The 15,991-nt window shown below is 59.5% G+C and carries 15 protein-coding genes; 2 read left to right on the forward strand and 13 right to left on the reverse strand.

Annotation, left to right across the window (positions count from 1 at the left end):
- Positions 1 to 166 precede the first annotated feature (166 nt).
- The 8 genes from M5B43_RS20485 to M5B43_RS20520 form a co-directional block, all read right to left on the reverse strand.
- Positions 167 to 1,051 carry an ABC transporter permease subunit gene (locus tag M5B43_RS20485; RefSeq protein ID WP_248751820.1) on the reverse strand — a complete coding sequence of 295 codons (885 nt, stop codon included), beginning with the start codon at positions 1,049 to 1,051 and terminating at the stop codon, positions 167 to 169.
- Complete coding sequence (locus tag M5B43_RS20490; protein ID WP_248751821.1) at positions 1,048 to 1,968, reverse strand: ABC transporter permease subunit; 921 nt, start codon at positions 1,966 to 1,968, stop codon at positions 1,048 to 1,050. Before M5B43_RS20490 ends, M5B43_RS20485 begins: the two co-directional genes overlap by 4 nt.
- On the reverse strand, positions 1,965 to 3,107 hold the full coding sequence (potA, locus tag M5B43_RS20495) for a polyamine ABC transporter ATP-binding protein (RefSeq protein WP_248751822.1): 1,143 nt from the start codon (positions 3,105 to 3,107) through the stop codon (positions 1,965 to 1,967). Before potA ends, M5B43_RS20490 begins: the two co-directional genes overlap by 4 nt.
- A gap of 62 nt (positions 3,108 to 3,169) precedes the next feature.
- On the reverse strand, positions 3,170 to 4,264 hold the full coding sequence (locus tag M5B43_RS20500; RefSeq protein ID WP_248751823.1) for a polyamine ABC transporter substrate-binding protein: 1,095 nt from the start codon (positions 4,262 to 4,264) through the stop codon (positions 3,170 to 3,172).
- Between the two features lie 147 nt (positions 4,265 to 4,411).
- The gene (locus M5B43_RS20505) at positions 4,412 to 5,506 is read right to left on the reverse strand and encodes a polyamine ABC transporter substrate-binding protein (protein WP_283099559.1); all 1,095 of its coding nucleotides are present in this window, start codon (positions 5,504 to 5,506) and stop codon (positions 4,412 to 4,414) included.
- Between the two features lie 195 nt (positions 5,507 to 5,701).
- Positions 5,702 to 7,066, reverse strand: coding sequence for an aspartate aminotransferase family protein (locus M5B43_RS20510; protein ID WP_248751825.1), 1,365 nt, complete (start codon positions 7,064 to 7,066; stop codon positions 5,702 to 5,704).
- A gap of 58 nt (positions 7,067 to 7,124) precedes the next feature.
- Positions 7,125 to 8,483: a glutamine synthetase family protein gene (locus tag M5B43_RS20515; RefSeq protein ID WP_248751826.1), complete on the reverse strand. Its 1,359-nt coding sequence runs from the start codon at positions 8,481 to 8,483 to the stop codon at positions 7,125 to 7,127.
- 39 nt (positions 8,484 to 8,522) lie between these two features.
- Positions 8,523 to 9,302 carry a gamma-glutamyl-gamma-aminobutyrate hydrolase family protein gene (locus tag M5B43_RS20520; RefSeq protein WP_248751827.1) on the reverse strand — a complete coding sequence of 260 codons (780 nt, stop codon included), beginning with the start codon at positions 9,300 to 9,302 and terminating at the stop codon, positions 8,523 to 8,525.
- Positions 9,303 to 9,580: 278 nt separating this feature from the next.
- On the opposite strand from M5B43_RS20520, the gene M5B43_RS20525 reads away from it, so the two are divergent.
- Both M5B43_RS20525 and M5B43_RS20530 read left to right on the forward strand, forming a co-directional pair.
- Complete coding sequence (locus M5B43_RS20525) at positions 9,581 to 10,957, forward strand: glutamine synthetase family protein (protein WP_003213894.1); 1,377 nt, start codon at positions 9,581 to 9,583, stop codon at positions 10,955 to 10,957.
- Between the two features lie 229 nt (positions 10,958 to 11,186).
- A complete protein-coding gene (locus M5B43_RS20530) occupies positions 11,187 to 11,828 on the forward strand; it encodes a TetR/AcrR family transcriptional regulator (RefSeq protein WP_248751828.1) in 642 nt (213 codons plus the stop codon).
- Positions 11,829 to 11,942: 114 nt separating this feature from the next.
- On the opposite strand, the gene M5B43_RS20535 is transcribed toward M5B43_RS20530, so the two are convergent.
- From M5B43_RS20535 to M5B43_RS20555, 5 genes are read right to left on the reverse strand one after another with little or no spacing between them, the layout of a single operon-like run.
- A complete protein-coding gene (locus M5B43_RS20535; protein WP_003213899.1) occupies positions 11,943 to 12,158 on the reverse strand; it encodes a TOBE domain-containing protein in 216 nt (71 codons plus the stop codon).
- A gap of 29 nt (positions 12,159 to 12,187) precedes the next feature.
- Positions 12,188 to 12,994: an aliphatic sulfonates ABC transporter ATP-binding protein gene (gene ssuB, locus M5B43_RS20540; RefSeq protein ID WP_248751829.1), complete on the reverse strand. Its 807-nt coding sequence runs from the start codon at positions 12,992 to 12,994 to the stop codon at positions 12,188 to 12,190.
- Entirely contained in the window at positions 12,991 to 13,779 is a 789-nt protein-coding gene (gene ssuC / locus M5B43_RS20545; protein ID WP_248751830.1) for an aliphatic sulfonate ABC transporter permease SsuC, read from the reverse strand. The genes ssuB and ssuC overlap by 4 nt, the downstream gene beginning before the upstream one ends.
- A gap of 9 nt (positions 13,780 to 13,788) precedes the next feature.
- Entirely contained in the window at positions 13,789 to 14,937 is a 1,149-nt protein-coding gene (gene ssuD / locus M5B43_RS20550) for an FMNH2-dependent alkanesulfonate monooxygenase (protein ID WP_248751831.1), read from the reverse strand.
- A gap of 26 nt (positions 14,938 to 14,963) precedes the next feature.
- Positions 14,964 to 15,932: a sulfonate ABC transporter substrate-binding protein gene (locus M5B43_RS20555; protein ID WP_248751832.1), complete on the reverse strand. Its 969-nt coding sequence runs from the start codon at positions 15,930 to 15,932 to the stop codon at positions 14,964 to 14,966.
- Positions 15,933 to 15,991: the final 59 nt, after the last annotated feature.

Consider the following 15,991-nt stretch of genomic DNA (forward strand, 5'->3'; position numbering starts at 1 on the left):
GGGGCTTGCCCCCGATAGCGGTGTGTCAGTCGCCTAATAATAAGGAGGCTTAGACACCGTCATCGGGGGCAAGCCCTAATGCCACAGGTTACCGGTTTGAAATGTAAACGATGTCCCCGGTTTGTACCGGGGCAAGCCCCCTCCTACGTTTTAACCCCAGCAAACGTTAGACCGGTGCAGGCGCCCGGCGCTTGTCCGGCTGCTGCCAGCCATCGGCCGCCGCTTCTTCAACCGCCTGCTGGATGGCTTTCTTGCGCATCTCTTCGGCACGACGGCTGAAGAACCACACCAGGAAGGTCACCAGCGACACCGCCAGCAGAATCAGGCTGGCCACGGCGTTGATCTCGGGTTTAACCCCAAGACGCACCGCCGAGAACACTTCCATCGGCAAGGTGGTCGAACCTGGGCCCGACACGAAGCTGGCCAGTACCAGGTCATCCAGCGACAGCGCGAACGACATCATGCCGCCCGCCGCCAACGACGGCGCGATCATCGGGATGGTGATCAGGAAGAACACCTTCCACGGCCGCGCGCCCAGGTCCATCGCGGCTTCTTCAATCGACAGGTCCAGCTCACGCAAGCGTGCCGAGACGACCACCGCCACATAGGCTGCGCAGAAGGTGGTGTGGGCGATCCAGATGGTGACAATGCCACGCTCCTGGGGCCAGCCAATCATCTGCGCCATCGCCACGAACAGCAGCAACAGCGACAGGCCGGTGATCACTTCCGGCATCACCAGCGGCGCGGTGACCAGGCCGCCGAACAGCGTGCGGCCCTTGAACCGGCTGATGCGTGTCAACACGAACGCCGCCAACGTACCCAGTGCCACCGCCGCCACCGCCGTGTAGCAGGCGATTTCCAGGGAACGTGCCACCGAGCCCATCAACTGGGTGTTGTCCAGCAGGCCCACGTACCATTTGATCGACCAACCGCCCCACACCGTGACCAGCTTGGATTCGTTGAACGAGTAGATCACCAGGATCAGCATCGGCAGGTAGATGAACAACAACCCCGCCACCAGCATGAAGCTTGAGAAACTGACGCGCTTCATATCTTGCCCTCCATCTCTTTGGCTTGGCTGCGGTTGAACAGAATGATCGGCACGATCAGGATCGCCAGCATCACCACCGCCAACGCGGAGGCCACCGGCCAGTCACGGTTGTTGAAGAACTCTTGCCACAACACTTTACCGATCATCAGGGTTTCCGGGCCGCCCAGCAGCTCAGGAATCACGAACTCGCCCACCACCGGGATAAACACCAGCATGCAGCCGGCGATGATGCCGTTCTTGGACAGCGGCACGGTGATTTTCCAGAAGCTGTTGAAGGTACTCGACCCCAGGTCGGACGCGGCTTCCAGCAGGCTTTGGTCGTGCTTCACCAGGTTGGCGTACAGCGGCAGGATCATGAACGGCAGGTACGAATAGACCACGCCGATATACACCGCGATGTTGGTGTTGAGGATCTGCAGCGGCTCGTTGATCAACCCGATGGACATCAGGAAACCATTGAGCAAGCCGTTGTTGCTCAGAATGCCCATCCACGCATACACGCGGATCAGGATCGCGGTCCAGGTCGGCATCATGATCAGCAGCACCAACACGGTCTGCATCTCTTTGCGGGCGCTGGCGATGGCGTAGGCCATCGGGTAGCCGATCAACAGGCACAGGATCGTGCTGAAGAACGCCATTTTCAGCGAGCCCAGGTACGCGGCGATGTACAGCTCGTCGTCGCCGAGCATCGCGTAGTTGGCCAGGTTGAGCACCAACTGCAACTTCTGCTCAACAAAGGTGTAGATCTCGGTGTAAGGCGGAATCGCCACGTCGGCTTCGGCAAAGCTGATCTTCAAGACGATGAAGAACGGCAACATGAAGAACAGGAACAGCCAGAGGAAAGGGATCCCGATGACCACATGCCGGCCACCGGGTGTTATTCGTTGCAGCTGGCGCTTGAGCTTCTTCATGTTCATGAGCGAAGTACCACGCCGCTGTCATCTTCCCACCAGACGTACACCTGGTCACCCCACGTCGGGCGCTGGCCACGGCGTTCGGCGTTGGCAACGAAGGACTGCACCAGCTTGCCGCTCGGCAGCTCCACGTAGAACACCGAGTGGCCGCCCAGGTAGGCGATGTCGTGGACTTTGCCGCTGGACCAGTTGTGCTCGCAGGTCGGCATTTGGGTGGTGACCAGCAGTTTTTCCGGGCGGATCGCGTAGGTCACCGACTTGTCTTCCACCGCAGTGGCAATGCCGTAGCCCACGTAGATGTCGCGGTCCAGGTCCGGGCACTTGAGCACCGCGTGACCTTCGGCGTCGTCCACCACCTGGGTATCGAAGATGTTGACGTTGCCGATGAACTCGCACACCAGGCGGCTGGTAGGCGTCTCGTAGATGTCGACCGGGCTGCCGATCTGGGCGATCCAGCCCAGGTGCATGATCGCAATACGCTCGGCCATGGTCATGGCCTCTTCCTGGTCGTGGGTCACCATCACGCAGGTCACGCCCACGCGCTCGATGATCTCCACCAGTTCCAGCTGCATCTGCGAACGCAGTTTCTTGTCCAGTGCGCCCATCGGCTCATCGAGCAGCAGCAGTTTCGGACGCTTGGCCAGGGAGCGGGCCAGGGCCACGCGCTGGCGCTGGCCACCAGACAGCTGGTGCGGCTTGCGCTTGGCGTACTGGCTCATCTGCACCAGCTTGAGCATCTCGGCCACGCGGGCGTCGACCTCGGCCTTGGGGATCTTGTCCTGCTGCAAGCCAAACGCGATGTTCTGCGCCACGGTCATGTGGGGGAACAAGGCGTAGGACTGGAACATCATGTTGATCGGCCGCTCATAGGGCGGCATGTCGGTGATGTCTTCACCGTCGAGGTAAATGCGACCTTCCGTTGGGCGCTCGAAGCCTGCGAGCATGCGCAGCAAGGTGGATTTGCCCGAACCCGAACCGCCGAGCAAGGCGAAGATCTCGCCTTTCTTGATTTCCAGGGACACATCGTCCACGGCGATCGTCTCGTCGAATTTTTTCGTGACCCGGTCGATTTTGACCAGCACCTTTTTCGGTGTCTGGTCGCCCTCGAGGGCTTTCTTATAGGCGCCGGAGGCAACTGCCATTTACGAAACTCCCAAAAAAAAAGAGTGCGGTTCGCCCGAGGCAGGCGAACCCAGAATAAGCCTTACTTGCCCGTCTTGACCTTGGTCCAGCTACGGGTCATCAAACGCTGCACTTTCGGGGGTAGCTCGAAGTTGACAAACGTCCTGTCGAGAACCGCCTGCGGTGGGTAAACCGCTGCGTCGGTGCGTATCGATTGCTTCATCAGCTTGTCCGCCCCTGGGTTAGGGTTGGCATAACCGACGTAATCACTGACCTGAGCGATCACCTCAGGCTGCAGCAAATAGTTGATGAAGGCGTGGGCTTCTTTGACGTTGGTGGCGTCCTTGGGAATGGCCAACACGTCAAACCACAGGTTGCCGCCTTCTTTCGGAATCGCGTAGGCGATGTTCACGCCCTTGCCCGCCTCGCTTGCACGAGCCTTGGCCTGGAACACATCACCCGAGAAACCGGCCGCCACGCAGATATTGCCGTTGGCCAGGTCCGAGATGTATTTGGAAGAATGGAAATAGGTCACGTAGGGCCGCACTTTGAGCAGCTTCTCTTCGGCCTTCTTGTAGTCGTCGGGGTTCGTGCTGTTGGGGTTCAGCCCCATGTAGTTGAGCACCGCCGGGAGCATCTCATCGGCCGAGTCCATGAACGATACGCCGCAGGTCGCCAGCTTCTTCATGTTTTCCGGTTCAAACAACACGGCCCAGGAATCGATATGGTCGACGCCCAGCACTTCTTTGACTTTATCGACGTTGTAACCAATACCATTGGTGCCCCACAGGTACGGCACAGCGTACTGGTTACCCGGGTCGTTCTTTTCCAGACGCTTGAGCAGCGCCGGGTCAAGGTTGGAGTAGTTAGGCAGCAATGACTTGTCGAGCTTCTGGAACGCCCCGGCCTTGATCTGCTTGCCAAGGAAGTGGTTGGACGGCACGACCACGTCGTAACCGGTACGCCCGGCAAGCAGCTTGCCTTCCAGGGTTTCATTGGAATCAAACACGTCATACACAGGCTTGATGCCGGTGGCCTTTTCGAAGTTGGCCAAGGTGTCGGAGCCGATGTAGTCCGACCAGTTATAAACATGCACCGTCGGCGCGGCCTGCACGCTGACAGCCAGCGTGATACCTGCACCCACCAGCAAGGCTTTGCGAAATAAAGAAATTGGCAAGTGGAGGTCCTCTTAAATAGTTGGGCCCAAAAGTTGTTGCCCGGCAACAAAACCGGCGCGCAACTTACCCTCGATAAACCGATCCGGCAAAACTTTCTTTGATCTAATGTGTGGGAAGGGGTTTGCCCCCTCCCACAGGTTTCAGGCTTATTTGCCCGATTTGATCTTGGTCCAGCTGCGGGTCATTTCACGCTGGGTTGCCGCCGGCAAGTCAGCAATGGCGTAGAGCTTGGCTTGCACATCCGCCGGTGGGTAGATGCCCGGGTCGCTGGTGATGTCTTTGTCTACCAGTGCAGTGGCTTTCTCGTTACCGTTCGGGAAACGCACGCTGTTGGTGATTGCAGCCATGACTTCTGGCTTGAGCAGGTAGTTCATGAACTTGTAGGCCGCGTCGACGTTTTCGGCATCTTTAGGGATGGCGACCATGTCATAGAAGCTGCCTGCGCCTTCTTTTGGAATGTCGTACGCCACTTTGACCTTGCCACCCGCTTCTGCTGCGCGCGACTTGGCCTGCTGCACGTCACCCGAATAACCCACGGCGACGCAGATGTTGCCGTTGGCCAGGTCCGAGATGTACTTGGACGAGTGGAAGTAACCGATCGATGGGCGCAGCTTGAGGAACAGGTCCTCGGCTTGCTTGAGGTCGGCTTTCTTTTGGGTGTCGGTCGGCAGGCCCAGGTAATGCAGCGCCACCGGCAGCATTTCGGTTGGCGAGTCGAGGAAGCTCACGCCGCAGCTTTTCAGCTTGGCGAGGTTTTCCGGCTTGAGCAGGGTGTCCCACGATTCGATCTTGTCGATGCCCAGTGCGGCCTTGACCTTCTCTGGGTTGTAGCCGATGCCGATCGAACCCCACATGTATGGGAAGGCGTGCTTGTTGTCCGGGTCGCTGACCGACACGGCTTTAAGCAGGGATTTGTTCAGGTTGTCGTAGTTGGACAGCTTGGACTTGTCCAACTCCTGATAGACGCCGGCCTTGATCTGCTTGGCGAGGAAGTTGTTCGACGGCACGACGATGTCGTAGCCGGATTTGCCTGCCAGCAACTTGGCTTCCAGGGTTTCGTTACTGTCGAAAACGTCGTACACCACTTTAATGCCCGACTCTTTTTCAAAGTTGGCGATGGTGTCCGGTGCGATGTAATCGGACCAGTTGTAGACGTGCAGCACTTTATCGTCGGCCTGGGCCGCGCCTGCCATTGCGCCCATCAGGGACAAGGCGAGGAGGGTCTTGCCAGCGTTCTTCAAACCTAATGCCTTCATTTGGTGATGCTCCAATTTTTTCTTTTTTGGGCCACAAGCGTTCTATGTTCAGCAGCCCAGCCAAAGGGCAACAAAACAGGGCGACAGTCTGGCAAGTTCTGAGGCCGGCTTTCAACCAAAGCCTCATTTATCACTGCTCAGAATGCAGCGCCGAAAGGCGCTGCGCCCTGAGCCTAGCACTTAGCCCTGCAAGGCCGCCAAAGTCAGGTCCAGGCACTGCCGAGCCTTGGTCACCAGCTCGTCAATTTCAGCCTTGCTGATCACCAGCGGCGGCGAAATGATCATGGTGTCGCCGACGGCGCGCATGATCAGGCCATTCTCAAAGCAGAAGGTGCGGCAAATCATGCCAACGCCTTTACCTTCATAACGCTTGCGCGTGGCCTTGTCCTGGACCAGCTCAATCGCACCGAGCATGCCGACACCGCGAACTTCCCCCACCAACGGGTGATCAGCCAGCTCCCTCAGACGCTTTTGCAAATACGGTGCCGTTTCGTCATGAACACGCTGAACGATTTTTTCGTCGCGCATGATGCGGATGTTTTCCAACGCAACCGCCGCCGCCACCGGGTGACCGGAATAGGTGAAGCCGTGGTTGAAATCACCGCCTTCGTTGAGCACCGCCACCACGTCGTCTCGCACGATCAGGCCGCCCATGGGGATGTAGCCGGACGTCAGGCCCTTGGCGATGGTCATCATGTCGGGCTTGAGGTCGTAGAAATCGCTACCGAACCACTCGCCGGTGCGGCCGAAACCGCAGATCACTTCGTCGGCAATAAACAGAATGTCGTACTTGGCGAGAATTTCCTTGATGCGCGGCCAGTAGGTCTCAGGCGGCACGATCACGCCGCCGGCACCCTGGATCGGCTCGGCAATAAAGGCACCAACGGTGTCCACGCCCAGTTCCAGAATCTTTTCTTCCAACTGGTTGGCCGCCCACACGCCGAATGCGTCCGGGCTCATGTCGCCACCTTCGCCGAACCAGTACGGCTGGGCGATGTGGACGATGCCCGGGATCGGCAAGTCGCCCTGCTCATGCATATAAGTCATGCCGCCCAGGCTGGCACCGGCCACGGTAGAGCCGTGGTAGCCATTCTTGCGGCTGATGATGGTTTTCTTGTTCGGCTGGCCCTTGATCGCCCAGTAGTGGCGGACCATACGCAACATGGTGTCGTTGCCTTCGGAGCCGGAACCGGTGAAGAACACGTGGTTCATGCCGGCTGGGGCGATGTCGGAGATGGCCTTGGCCAGTTCCAGCACCGGCGGGTGAGCGGTCTGGAAGAACAGGTTGTAGTACGGCAGTTCTTTCATCTGCTTGGCGGCGGCGTCAGCCAGTTCATCGCGACCGTAACCGATCGCCACGCACCACAGGCCGGCCATGCCGTCGAGGATCTTGTTGCCTTCGCTGTCCCACAGGTAAACGCCGTGGGCTTTGGTGATGATCCGTGGGCCTTTCTCTTTCAATTGCTTGAAGTCGCTGAACGGCGCCAGGTGGTGATCACTGCTCAAGGCTTGCCATTCACGGGTTTGCGGGTTGTTGCTGGACATACCAATCTCCTAGACTTTTCAGTTAGGGGCGCGCTGTTCCCACAGCGCGCCCGGCGCATCAGACGGCGAAGAGCAGGAATTCCCGCTCCCACGAACTGATCACGCGCTTGAAGTTTTCATGCTCGGCCCGCTTGACCGCGACGTAGCCTGTGATGAATTTTTGCCCCAGGTATTTCTCGATGGTCTTGCTGTTTTCCATGCGTTCCAGGGCATCTTCGATGGTCAACGGCAGGCGCAGGTTGCGTCGCTCATAACCACGACCCACCACCGGGGCGCTCGGGGTATGGCCCTCGACCATGCCAATGTAGCCACACAGCAGGCTGGCGGCGATCGCCAGGTACGGGTTGGCGTCGGCACCCGGCAGGCGGTTTTCCACACGACGGTTCTGCGGGCCGGCATCCGGCACGCGCAGGCCGACGGTACGGTTTTCTTCACCCCATTCCACGTTGACCGGCGCCGAGGTATCGGGCAGGAAGCGGCGGAATGAGTTCACGTTGGGGGCAAACAGCGGCAGCAATTCAGGGATGAACTTCTGCAGGCCACCAATGTGGTTGAGGAACAGTTGGCTCATGGTCCCGTCTTCGTTGGAGAAGACGTTCTTGCCGGTGGCGATGTCGATGATGCTCTGGTGCAGGTGCATCGCGCTGCCGGGCTCGCCGGTCATGGGTTTGGCCATGAAAGTAGCGGCGACGTCGTGCTTGAGCGCGGCTTCGCGCATGGTGCGCTTGAACACCAGGATCTGGTCGGCCAGGGACAGTGCATCGCCGTGACGGAAGTTGATTTCCATCTGCGCCGTGCCGTCCTCGTGGATCAGGGTGTCGAGGTCCAGCTCCTGCAGCTCGCACCAGTCGTAGACGTCTTCGAACAACGGGTCGAATTCGTTGGCCGCTTCTATAGAGAAGGACTGGCGGCCGGTTTCCGGGCGACCGGAACGGCCAATCGGCGGTTGCAGCGGGAAATCCGGGTCTTCACAGCGCTTGGTCAGGTAGAACTCCATCTCCGGCGCCACGATGGGCTGCCAGCCTTTGTCGGCGTAGAGCTTGAGGACTTTCTTGAGCACGTTGCGCGGCGACAGCTCGATCGGGTTGCCTTGCTTGTCGTAGGTGTCGTGGATCACCTGGGCGGTCGGCTCGATGGCCCAAGGCACCAGGAATACTGCGTTCGAGTCGGGCCGGCAGATCATGTCGATGTCGGCCGGGTCGAGCAATTCGTAATAGATGTCGTCTTCGACATAGTCGCCGGTCACGGTCTGCAACAGAACGCTCTCGGGCAGACGCATGCCTTTTTCGGCAATGAACTTGTTGGTCGGCGAGATCTTGCCCCGGGTGATGCCGGTGAGGTCGCCAATCATGCATTCGACTTCTGTGATCTTATGGTCTTTCAACCAATCGGTGAGCTGGTCGAGGTTGTTACTCATAAATGCCTCTGGGCTGTGTTTCCTGACATCCATTAAAGGTCAGGCGTTGGTTGACGCAGCATCCGCGTCGCGTTGCATCGCCCGCTTTCGACAGGCATTGCCAAATGCCTGGAAGATCGCGAGATAGTGCGGGTTAGAGCTTACCTGCCATTCGGGGTGCCATTGCACTCCTAAAGCAAAAGCCTTGCCCTGTTTCATCGAGAAAGCCTCGATCAGGCTATCCGGCGCCGTGGCTTCGACCTGTAGCCCCGGTGCCAGGCGGTCAACGCCCTGGCTGTGAATCGAGTTGACCTGAATCGTCGGCGGCAAGCCCAGGCTTGCCAATACCCCATTCGGGGAGATCGCCACGGCGTGCGCCGGCCCGTACTGGATATCCAGCGGCTGGGTCTCGTCTTCGCGGTGATCCATCATGCCCGGCACTTCATGAACCTTCTGGTGCAGGCTGCCGCCAAAGGCCACGTTCATTTCCTGGAACCCACGGCAGATGCCCAGCACCGGCACGCCTGCGGCAATCGCGGCGCGCAGCAGCGGCAAGGTGGTTTGGTCCCGTGCAGAATCATGAGCAGTCCCAGGCGCACTGGCCGGACCGTCGTAGTGAAAGGGTTCGATATTGGATGGAGAGCCTGTAAAAAGAATGCCGTCCAGGCCGTCAAGAATAATGGCCGGGTCGAGCAGATCCCCCAGGGAAGGAATGATCAATGGCAAGCCCTTGGCAGCGGTGGCCACTGCACGGACGTATTTGTCGCCACTGATGTGATAAGCATGCAGACCGACCTGTTTGGAGCAGGCGGTGACGCCGATTAACGGCAGGCGAGACATGAAGCACCCCGGTATTATTGCTGTTATGGGTTTGAATCGAGCTTAGCCTTGTTCATTTTTTTACACAACACCCCCGTAAAAAATACAACACGGCCCGCTCAAGCCTGCTAGTCCCAAGCCCTTCAAACCCAAAAAACCGCCCCAAAAAGCCCCAAAAAAGCCCTCAAGGCGCTTTTTTAGGGCAAAAAAGCCCTCGCTTGACTTCGGCATGCCGTTCGGGTTGACTGAAACCAGAAAAGATCAATGATTGATATTTTTAACAACAAAGGTGTTGCATCATGTCGGTACCCCCGCGTGCCGTTCAGCTTAACGAAGCGAACGCGTTCCTTAAGGATCATCCTGAGGTTCTGTACGTAGACCTTCTAATTGCGGATATGAATGGTGTGGTGCGCGGTAAGCGCATCGAACGCACCAGCCTCCACAAGGTTTACGAGAAGGGCATTAACCTGCCTGCCTCTTTATTTGCCCTGGATATCAACGGCTCGACGGTGGAAAGCACCGGCCTGGGCCTGGACATCGGTGATGCTGACCGAATCTGTTATCCAATCCCCGACACCCTGTGCAATGAACCCTGGCAAAAGCGCCCTACCGCGCAACTGCTGATGACCATGCACGAACTTGAAGGTGAACCTTTCTTCGCCGATCCTCGCGAAGTGCTCCGCCAAGTTGTAAGCAAATTTGATGATCTCGGTCTGACCATCTGCGCCGCCTTCGAGCTTGAGTTCTACCTGATCGACCAGGAGAACGTGAACGGCCGCCCACAACCGCCCCGCTCGCCGATCTCCGGCAAACGCCCGCACTCGACACAGGTCTACCTGATCGACGACCTCGACGAATACGTCGACTGCCTCCAGGACATTCTGGAAGGTGCCAAAGAGCAAGGCATTCCGGCCGACGCCATCGTCAAGGAAAGTGCCCCGGCGCAGTTCGAAGTGAACCTGCACCACGTGGCCGACCCGATCAAGGCTTGCGATTACGCGGTACTGCTCAAGCGCCTGATCAAGAACATCGCCTACGACCATGAGATGGACACCACCTTCATGGCCAAGCCTTACCCGGGCCAGGCAGGCAACGGTTTGCACGTACACATTTCGATCCTGGACAAGGACGGCAAGAACATCTTTGCCAGCGAGGATCCCGAGCAGAACGCCGCATTGCGTCACGCGATCGGCGGTGTGCTCGAGACCCTACCCGCCCAAATGGCGTTCCTGTGCCCTAACGTCAACTCCTACCGCCGTTTCGGCGCACAGTTCTACGTGCCGAACTCGCCGTGCTGGGGCCTGGATAACCGCACCGTGGCGATTCGCGTACCGACCGGTTCGTCCGACGCCGTGCGTATCGAACACCGCGTGGCCGGCGCCGATGCCAACCCTTACCTGCTGATGGCTTCGGTCCTGGCGGGCGTGCACCACGGTCTGACCAACAAGATCGAACCGGGCGCTCCAGTGGAAGGCAACAGCTACGAGCAGAACGAGCAAAGCTTGCCGAACAACCTGCGTGATGCCCTGCGCGAGTTGGACGACAGCGAGGTGATGGCCAAGTACATCGATCCTAAATACATCGATATCTTTGTTGCCTGTAAGGAAAGTGAGCTGGAAGAGTTTGAACACTCCATCTCCGACCTTGAGTACAACTGGTACCTGCATACCGTGTAAGCGGTTGCGGCATTGAAGAAGCGCCACAGGCTTAGGGTCTGTGGCGTTTTTTTATGGGTTTATTCCGGGGGACCACGTTGGCCTTATCGGGAGCAAGTCGATTCCAAAGTTGAAACACGGTCAAGTGTGGGAGGGGCGGTGCGACGATTCGACTTGCTCCCGATGGCGGTCTGGCAGACAACACACCTCCCCTGCTCATACAATGCCTGCTGCCTTGTAGGAGACTTCCATGCCCACCCGCCCCGCCACTGCTCGCAAACCCCGCGCCCGCAGCCAGCCCCGGATCGACGCGATCCTGGACGCCGCCCGCGCCTTGCTGGCCGCCGAAGGCGTGGCCGGTTTGTCGATCTACAGTGTGGCCGAACGTGCGCACATTCCAGCGTCATCGGTGTACCACTTCTTCGCCGGTGTACCGGCGTTGCTGGAAGCGCTGACAGCGGATGTTCATACCGCCTTCCGGGCGGCCATTCAGGCGCCCATCGAGCATGACTCACTCAAGCACTGGCGCGACCTGTCCTACGTCGTCGAACAGCGCATGCTCACCATCTATAGCAATGACGCCGCCGCTCGCCAGTTGATCCTGGCCCAGCACGGGTTGACCGAAGTGACACAGGCTGACCGCCAACATGATCTGGAGCTGGGAAACCTGATGCATGCCGTGTTCAACCAGCACTTCGAGGTGCCAACTTTGCCTGCCGATGTGGACGTGTTCGCCTTGGCGCTCGAATTGAGCGACCGCGTGTACGCGCGGTCGGTGCATCAGCATGGGCTGATCACGCCGCGTATGGCGGAGGAAGGGATGCGCGTGTTTGATGCGTACGTAGGGCTCTACTTGCCTGCCTACTTGCCCAAGCGCCCAGCCTTGCGTTGACCTTTCGGGGGCAAGCCCTTCCCACATTCGACCGAGTTCCCACTTTGGAAAGCAGTCAACTGTGGGAGGGGCGGTGCGACGATTCGACTTGCTCCCGATAGCGGTCTGCAGTGATCACAACTTGGCGATCGACACCTCGGTGGATTTAACGAAGGCAATCACTTCGCTGCCAATCACCAACTCCAGCTCTTTGACCGAACGGGTGGTGATGACGGACGTGACAATGCCGGACGCCGTCTGTACGTCGATTTCCGACAGCACGTCGCCTTCGACGATTTCCTTGATGGTGCCTTTGAACTGGTTACGCACGTTGATGGCTTTAATAGTCATGGTCGTTCTTCCTGTGTAGGACAAGTGAGTTATTGAGCCCAGCGCAATTGCGTAGGCAGCGGTGAAACAGGTTCGGGCTCCGGCGGCGAGCCGGGCAGTGACAGCACACGGTTGAGCACTTCTGCCTCGAGCGCAGCCAGGCGGTGTGAACCACGAGCCCGTGGGCGTGGCAGGTCGACGATCAGGTCGAGGCCGATTTCGCCGTCCTCGATCAAAATCACCCGGTCAGCAATGGCTACGGCTTCGCTGACGTCGTGGGTCACCAGCAATACGGTGAAGCCGTGTTTCTGCCAGAGGTTTTCGATCAACTGCTGCATCTCGATGCGGGTCAGGGCGTCGAGTGCACCCAACGGTTCGTCGAGCAACAGCAGGCGCGGCTGGTGAATCAAGGCGCGCGCCAGGGCCACACGCTGCTTCTGGCCACCGGACAAGGCCGCCGGCCATTCATTGGCACGCTCGGCCAGGCCCACCGCCTCAAGCGCTTCCAACGCCTTGGGACGCCAGTTGCCCTTGAGCCCCAAACCGACGTTGTCGATGATCTTTTTCCACGGCAGCAAACGCGCTTCCTGGAACATCAACCGTGTGTCTTCAATCGCTTCGCTCAAAGGCGCGGAGCCGGCTAGCAACTCGCCGCTGCTGGCTTTGTCCAGGCCGGCCAACAGGCGCAGTAAAGTACTTTTACCGCAGCCGCTGCGACCGACCACGGCCACGAACTGGCCCGCCGGGATATGCAGGTCAATGCCCTTGAGCACTTCCCGCGCACCAAAGGCTTTGCGCAGGTTGCGCACCGCCAGCGGAATGCCCTTGAGCAGGCGCGGAGGTTGTTGAGCCGTCATGCCGCACCTCCTTTATTCACTTGGTATGCCGGATGCCAGCGCAGCCACACACGCTCCAGGCCACGGGCGGCCAAGTCGGCCAGCTTGCCGAGAATGGCGTACATGACGATGGCCAGCACCACCACGTCGGTTTGCAGGAACTCACGGGCATTCATCGCCAGGTAACCAATGCCGGAACTGGCCGAGATGGTTTCCGCCACGATCAGGGTCAGCCACATGAAGCCCAGGGCAAAACGCACACCGACCAGGATCGAAGGCAGCGCGCCCGGCAGGATCACTTGCCAGAACAGGCTGAACCCGGACAAGCCGTAACTGCGCGACATCTCCACCAGCGCCGGGTCGACATTACGAATGCCGTGGTAGGTATTCAGGTAGATCGGGAACAACGTCCCGAGGGCCACCAGGAAAATTTTCGCCGTCTCGTCAATGCCGAACCACAGGATCACCAGCGGAATCAGCGCCAGGTGCGGCACGTTGCGGATCATCTGCACCGAACTGTCCAGCAGGCGCTCACCCCATTTCGACAGGCCAGTGATAAAACCCAGGGCCAAGCCGATGCTGCCACCAATCACAAAACCCAGGCCCGCACGCCAGCCGCTGATGGCCAGGTGTGTCCAGATTTCACCACTGCGCACCAGGTTGACCCCGGCTTCGATCACCGCACTGGGCGCCGGCAGGATGCGCGTCGACAACCAGCCTGCCGACACCGACAACTGCCACACCGCCAGCAATAAGATGGGCAGCACCCAGGGCGCCACTCGATGGCTCAATTTTTCAATGTTCATGACGGCGCCTCAACTCTGTGACGCTGCTTTGGGAAGAATGTCGTTAGCGACCATCTCGCCAAACGGGCTGACGTACCCCGCGCTTTTTGGCAACTCGGGACGTTCGATATCCAGGTGTGGGAAGAGCAACTCGGCGACGCGATAAGACTCTTCCAGGTGTGGGTAACCGGAGAAGATAAAGGTGTCGATGCCCAGGGCCGCGTACTCATTGACCCGTGCCGCCACCGTTGGGCCATCACCCACCAACGCGGTGCCCGCACCGCCGCGCACCAGGCCGACGCCGGCCCACAGGTTGGGGCTGACTTCCAGGTTGTCGCGGTTGCCGCCATGCAAGGCGGCCATGCGTTGCTGGCCAACTGAATCGAAGCGGGCCAGGGACGCCTGGGCGCGCGCGATGGTGTCGTCGTCCAGGTGGGAGATCAGTTTATCGGCCGCTTTCCAGGCCTCATCGTTGGTCTCGCGCACGATCACATGCAGGCGAATGCCGAAACGCACGGTACGCCCAAGTTTCGCGGCCTTGGCTCGCACTTGTGCGATTTTCTCGGCGACAGCGGTTGGCGGCTCGCCCCAGGTCAGGACCATCTCCACTTGTTCGGCTGCCAGGTCCTGGGCCGCTTCGGAAGAACCGCCAAAATACAGGGGCGGGCGCGGCTGCTGGATCGGCGGATAAAGCAGCTTGGCGCCTTTGACGCTGATGTGCTGGCCGTCATAGTCCACGGTTTCGCCTTCCAACACGCGGCGCCAGATGCGGGTGAATTCCACGGACGCCTGGTAGCGTTCTTCATGGCTGAGGAACAAACCATCGCCGGCCAGTTCTTCCGGATCGCCGCCGGTGACCAGGTTGAACAGCGCACGGCCACCGGACAGGCGGTCCAGAGTCGCCGCCTGACGCGCGGCCACCGTCGGGGAAATGATCCCGGGGCGCAGCGCCACAAGAAACTTCAGGCGCTGGGTCACGGGGATCAGCGAGGCCGCCACCAGCCACGAGTCTTCGCAGGAGCGGCCGGTAGGGATCAACACCCCACCGAAACCCAGGCGGTCAGCAGCCTGGGCCACTTGTTGCAGGTAACCGTGGTCTACGGCGCGAGCGCCTTCGGCGGTGCCAAGGTAATGGCCGTCGCCATGGGTAGGCAGGAACCAAAAAATATTGAGGCTCATGGAGTTGTCTCCTGGAAGAAGTCGGGTTATGGCGCTTTGGCAACAGCGGCGGGTGGCGTCCAGATCACGTCCTTGATGCTCAAGGGCTTGGGGATCAATTTGAGTTGGTAGAAGCTGTCAGCGATTTTTTGCTGGGCGGCGACGACTTCAGGTGTCAGGAACAGGGCACCGTAGCCCTGGCGTTTCACCGAGGTCAGGGTGATATCAGGGGGCAGCCCCAGCAGCGGCGCGACTTGTTCGGTGACTTCCTGAGGGTTGGCCTTGGACCATTCGCCTACGGCGCGCACCTCTTCCACCAGCGCCTTGATCACATCGGGGTGTTGCTCGGCATAGGGTCTGGTCGCCAGGTAGAACTGGTGGTTGTCGGCAATGCCGGTACCGTCACGCAGGGTGCGGGCTTGCAGCTGTTTCTCGGCGGCCGCCTGGTACGGGTCCCAGATCACCCAGGCGTCCACACTGCCCCGCTCGAACGCCGCACGGGCATCCGCAGGCGGCAAGAACACGGTGTGCACGTCGGTGTATTTGAGGCCGGCATCTTCCAGGGCGCGCACCAGCAGGTAGTGCACGTTTGAGCCTTTATTGAGGACGATTTTCTTGCCCTTGAGTTCTGCGACCGACTTGATCGGTGAGCCCTTGGGTACCAGGATCGCTTCACTGGTCGGTGCGGGCGGTTCGTAGGCGACATACAGCAAATCGGCGCCGGCAGCCTGGGCAAATACCGGTGGGGTTTCGCCGGTGACACCAAAGTCGATGGAACCCACGTTCAGGCCCTCGAGCAATTGCGGGCCGCCAGGAAACTCGGTCCACTGCACCTGCACACCTTGGGCGGCCAGGCGTTTTTCCAGCGTGCCTTTGGCCTTGAGCAGCACCAGCGTGCCGTATTTCTGATAACCGATCCGCAGGGTCTCGGCGGCGTGGGCTTGAGCAATGGCGCCGAAGGACACAGCCGCAGCAAACAGTGCGACCAGACCACGACGCAAAATGACAGTGCGCATGGCGCTCTCTCCAATTATGCGATTAGGGTTTTGGCTGCACCTGCTTGGCCGTTGGCGGC

Origin of the sequence: Pseudomonas sp. MWU15-20650 (genome assembly GCF_023242475.1) — a bacterium.
Lineage (GTDB): Bacteria > Pseudomonadota > Gammaproteobacteria > Pseudomonadales > Pseudomonadaceae > Aquipseudomonas.

Bases quoted from the DNA above. Each gene is read 5' to 3' on its own strand.
- M5B43_RS20485 (WP_248751820.1), bottom strand. From the start codon at position 1,051: ATGAAGCGCGTCAGTTTCTCAAGCTTCATGCTGGTGGCGGGGTTGTTG.
- M5B43_RS20490 (WP_248751821.1), bottom strand. From the start codon at position 1,968: ATGAACATGAAGAAGCTCAAGCGCCAGCTGCAACGAATAACACCCGGT.
- potA (WP_248751822.1), bottom strand. From the start codon at position 3,107: ATGGCAGTTGCCTCCGGCGCCTATAAGAAAGCCCTCGAGGGCGACCAG.
- M5B43_RS20510 (WP_248751825.1), bottom strand. From the start codon at position 7,066: ATGTCCAGCAACAACCCGCAAACCCGTGAATGGCAAGCCTTGAGCAGT.
- M5B43_RS20515 (WP_248751826.1), bottom strand. From the start codon at position 8,483: ATGAGTAACAACCTCGACCAGCTCACCGATTGGTTGAAAGACCATAAG.
- M5B43_RS20520 (WP_248751827.1), bottom strand. From the start codon at position 9,302: ATGTCTCGCCTGCCGTTAATCGGCGTCACCGCCTGCTCCAAACAGGTC.
- M5B43_RS20525 (WP_003213894.1), top strand. From the start codon at position 9,581: ATGTCGGTACCCCCGCGTGCCGTTCAGCTTAACGAAGCGAACGCGTTC.
- M5B43_RS20530 (WP_248751828.1), top strand. From the start codon at position 11,187: ATGCCCACCCGCCCCGCCACTGCTCGCAAACCCCGCGCCCGCAGCCAG.
- M5B43_RS20535 (WP_003213899.1), bottom strand. From the start codon at position 12,158: ATGACTATTAAAGCCATCAACGTGCGTAACCAGTTCAAAGGCACCATC.
- ssuB (WP_248751829.1), bottom strand. From the start codon at position 12,994: ATGACGGCTCAACAACCTCCGCGCCTGCTCAAGGGCATTCCGCTGGCG.
- ssuC (WP_248751830.1), bottom strand. From the start codon at position 13,779: ATGAACATTGAAAAATTGAGCCATCGAGTGGCGCCCTGGGTGCTGCCC.
- ssuD (WP_248751831.1), bottom strand. From the start codon at position 14,937: ATGAGCCTCAATATTTTTTGGTTCCTGCCTACCCATGGCGACGGCCAT.
- M5B43_RS20555 (WP_248751832.1), bottom strand. From the start codon at position 15,932: ATGCGCACTGTCATTTTGCGTCGTGGTCTGGTCGCACTGTTTGCTGCG.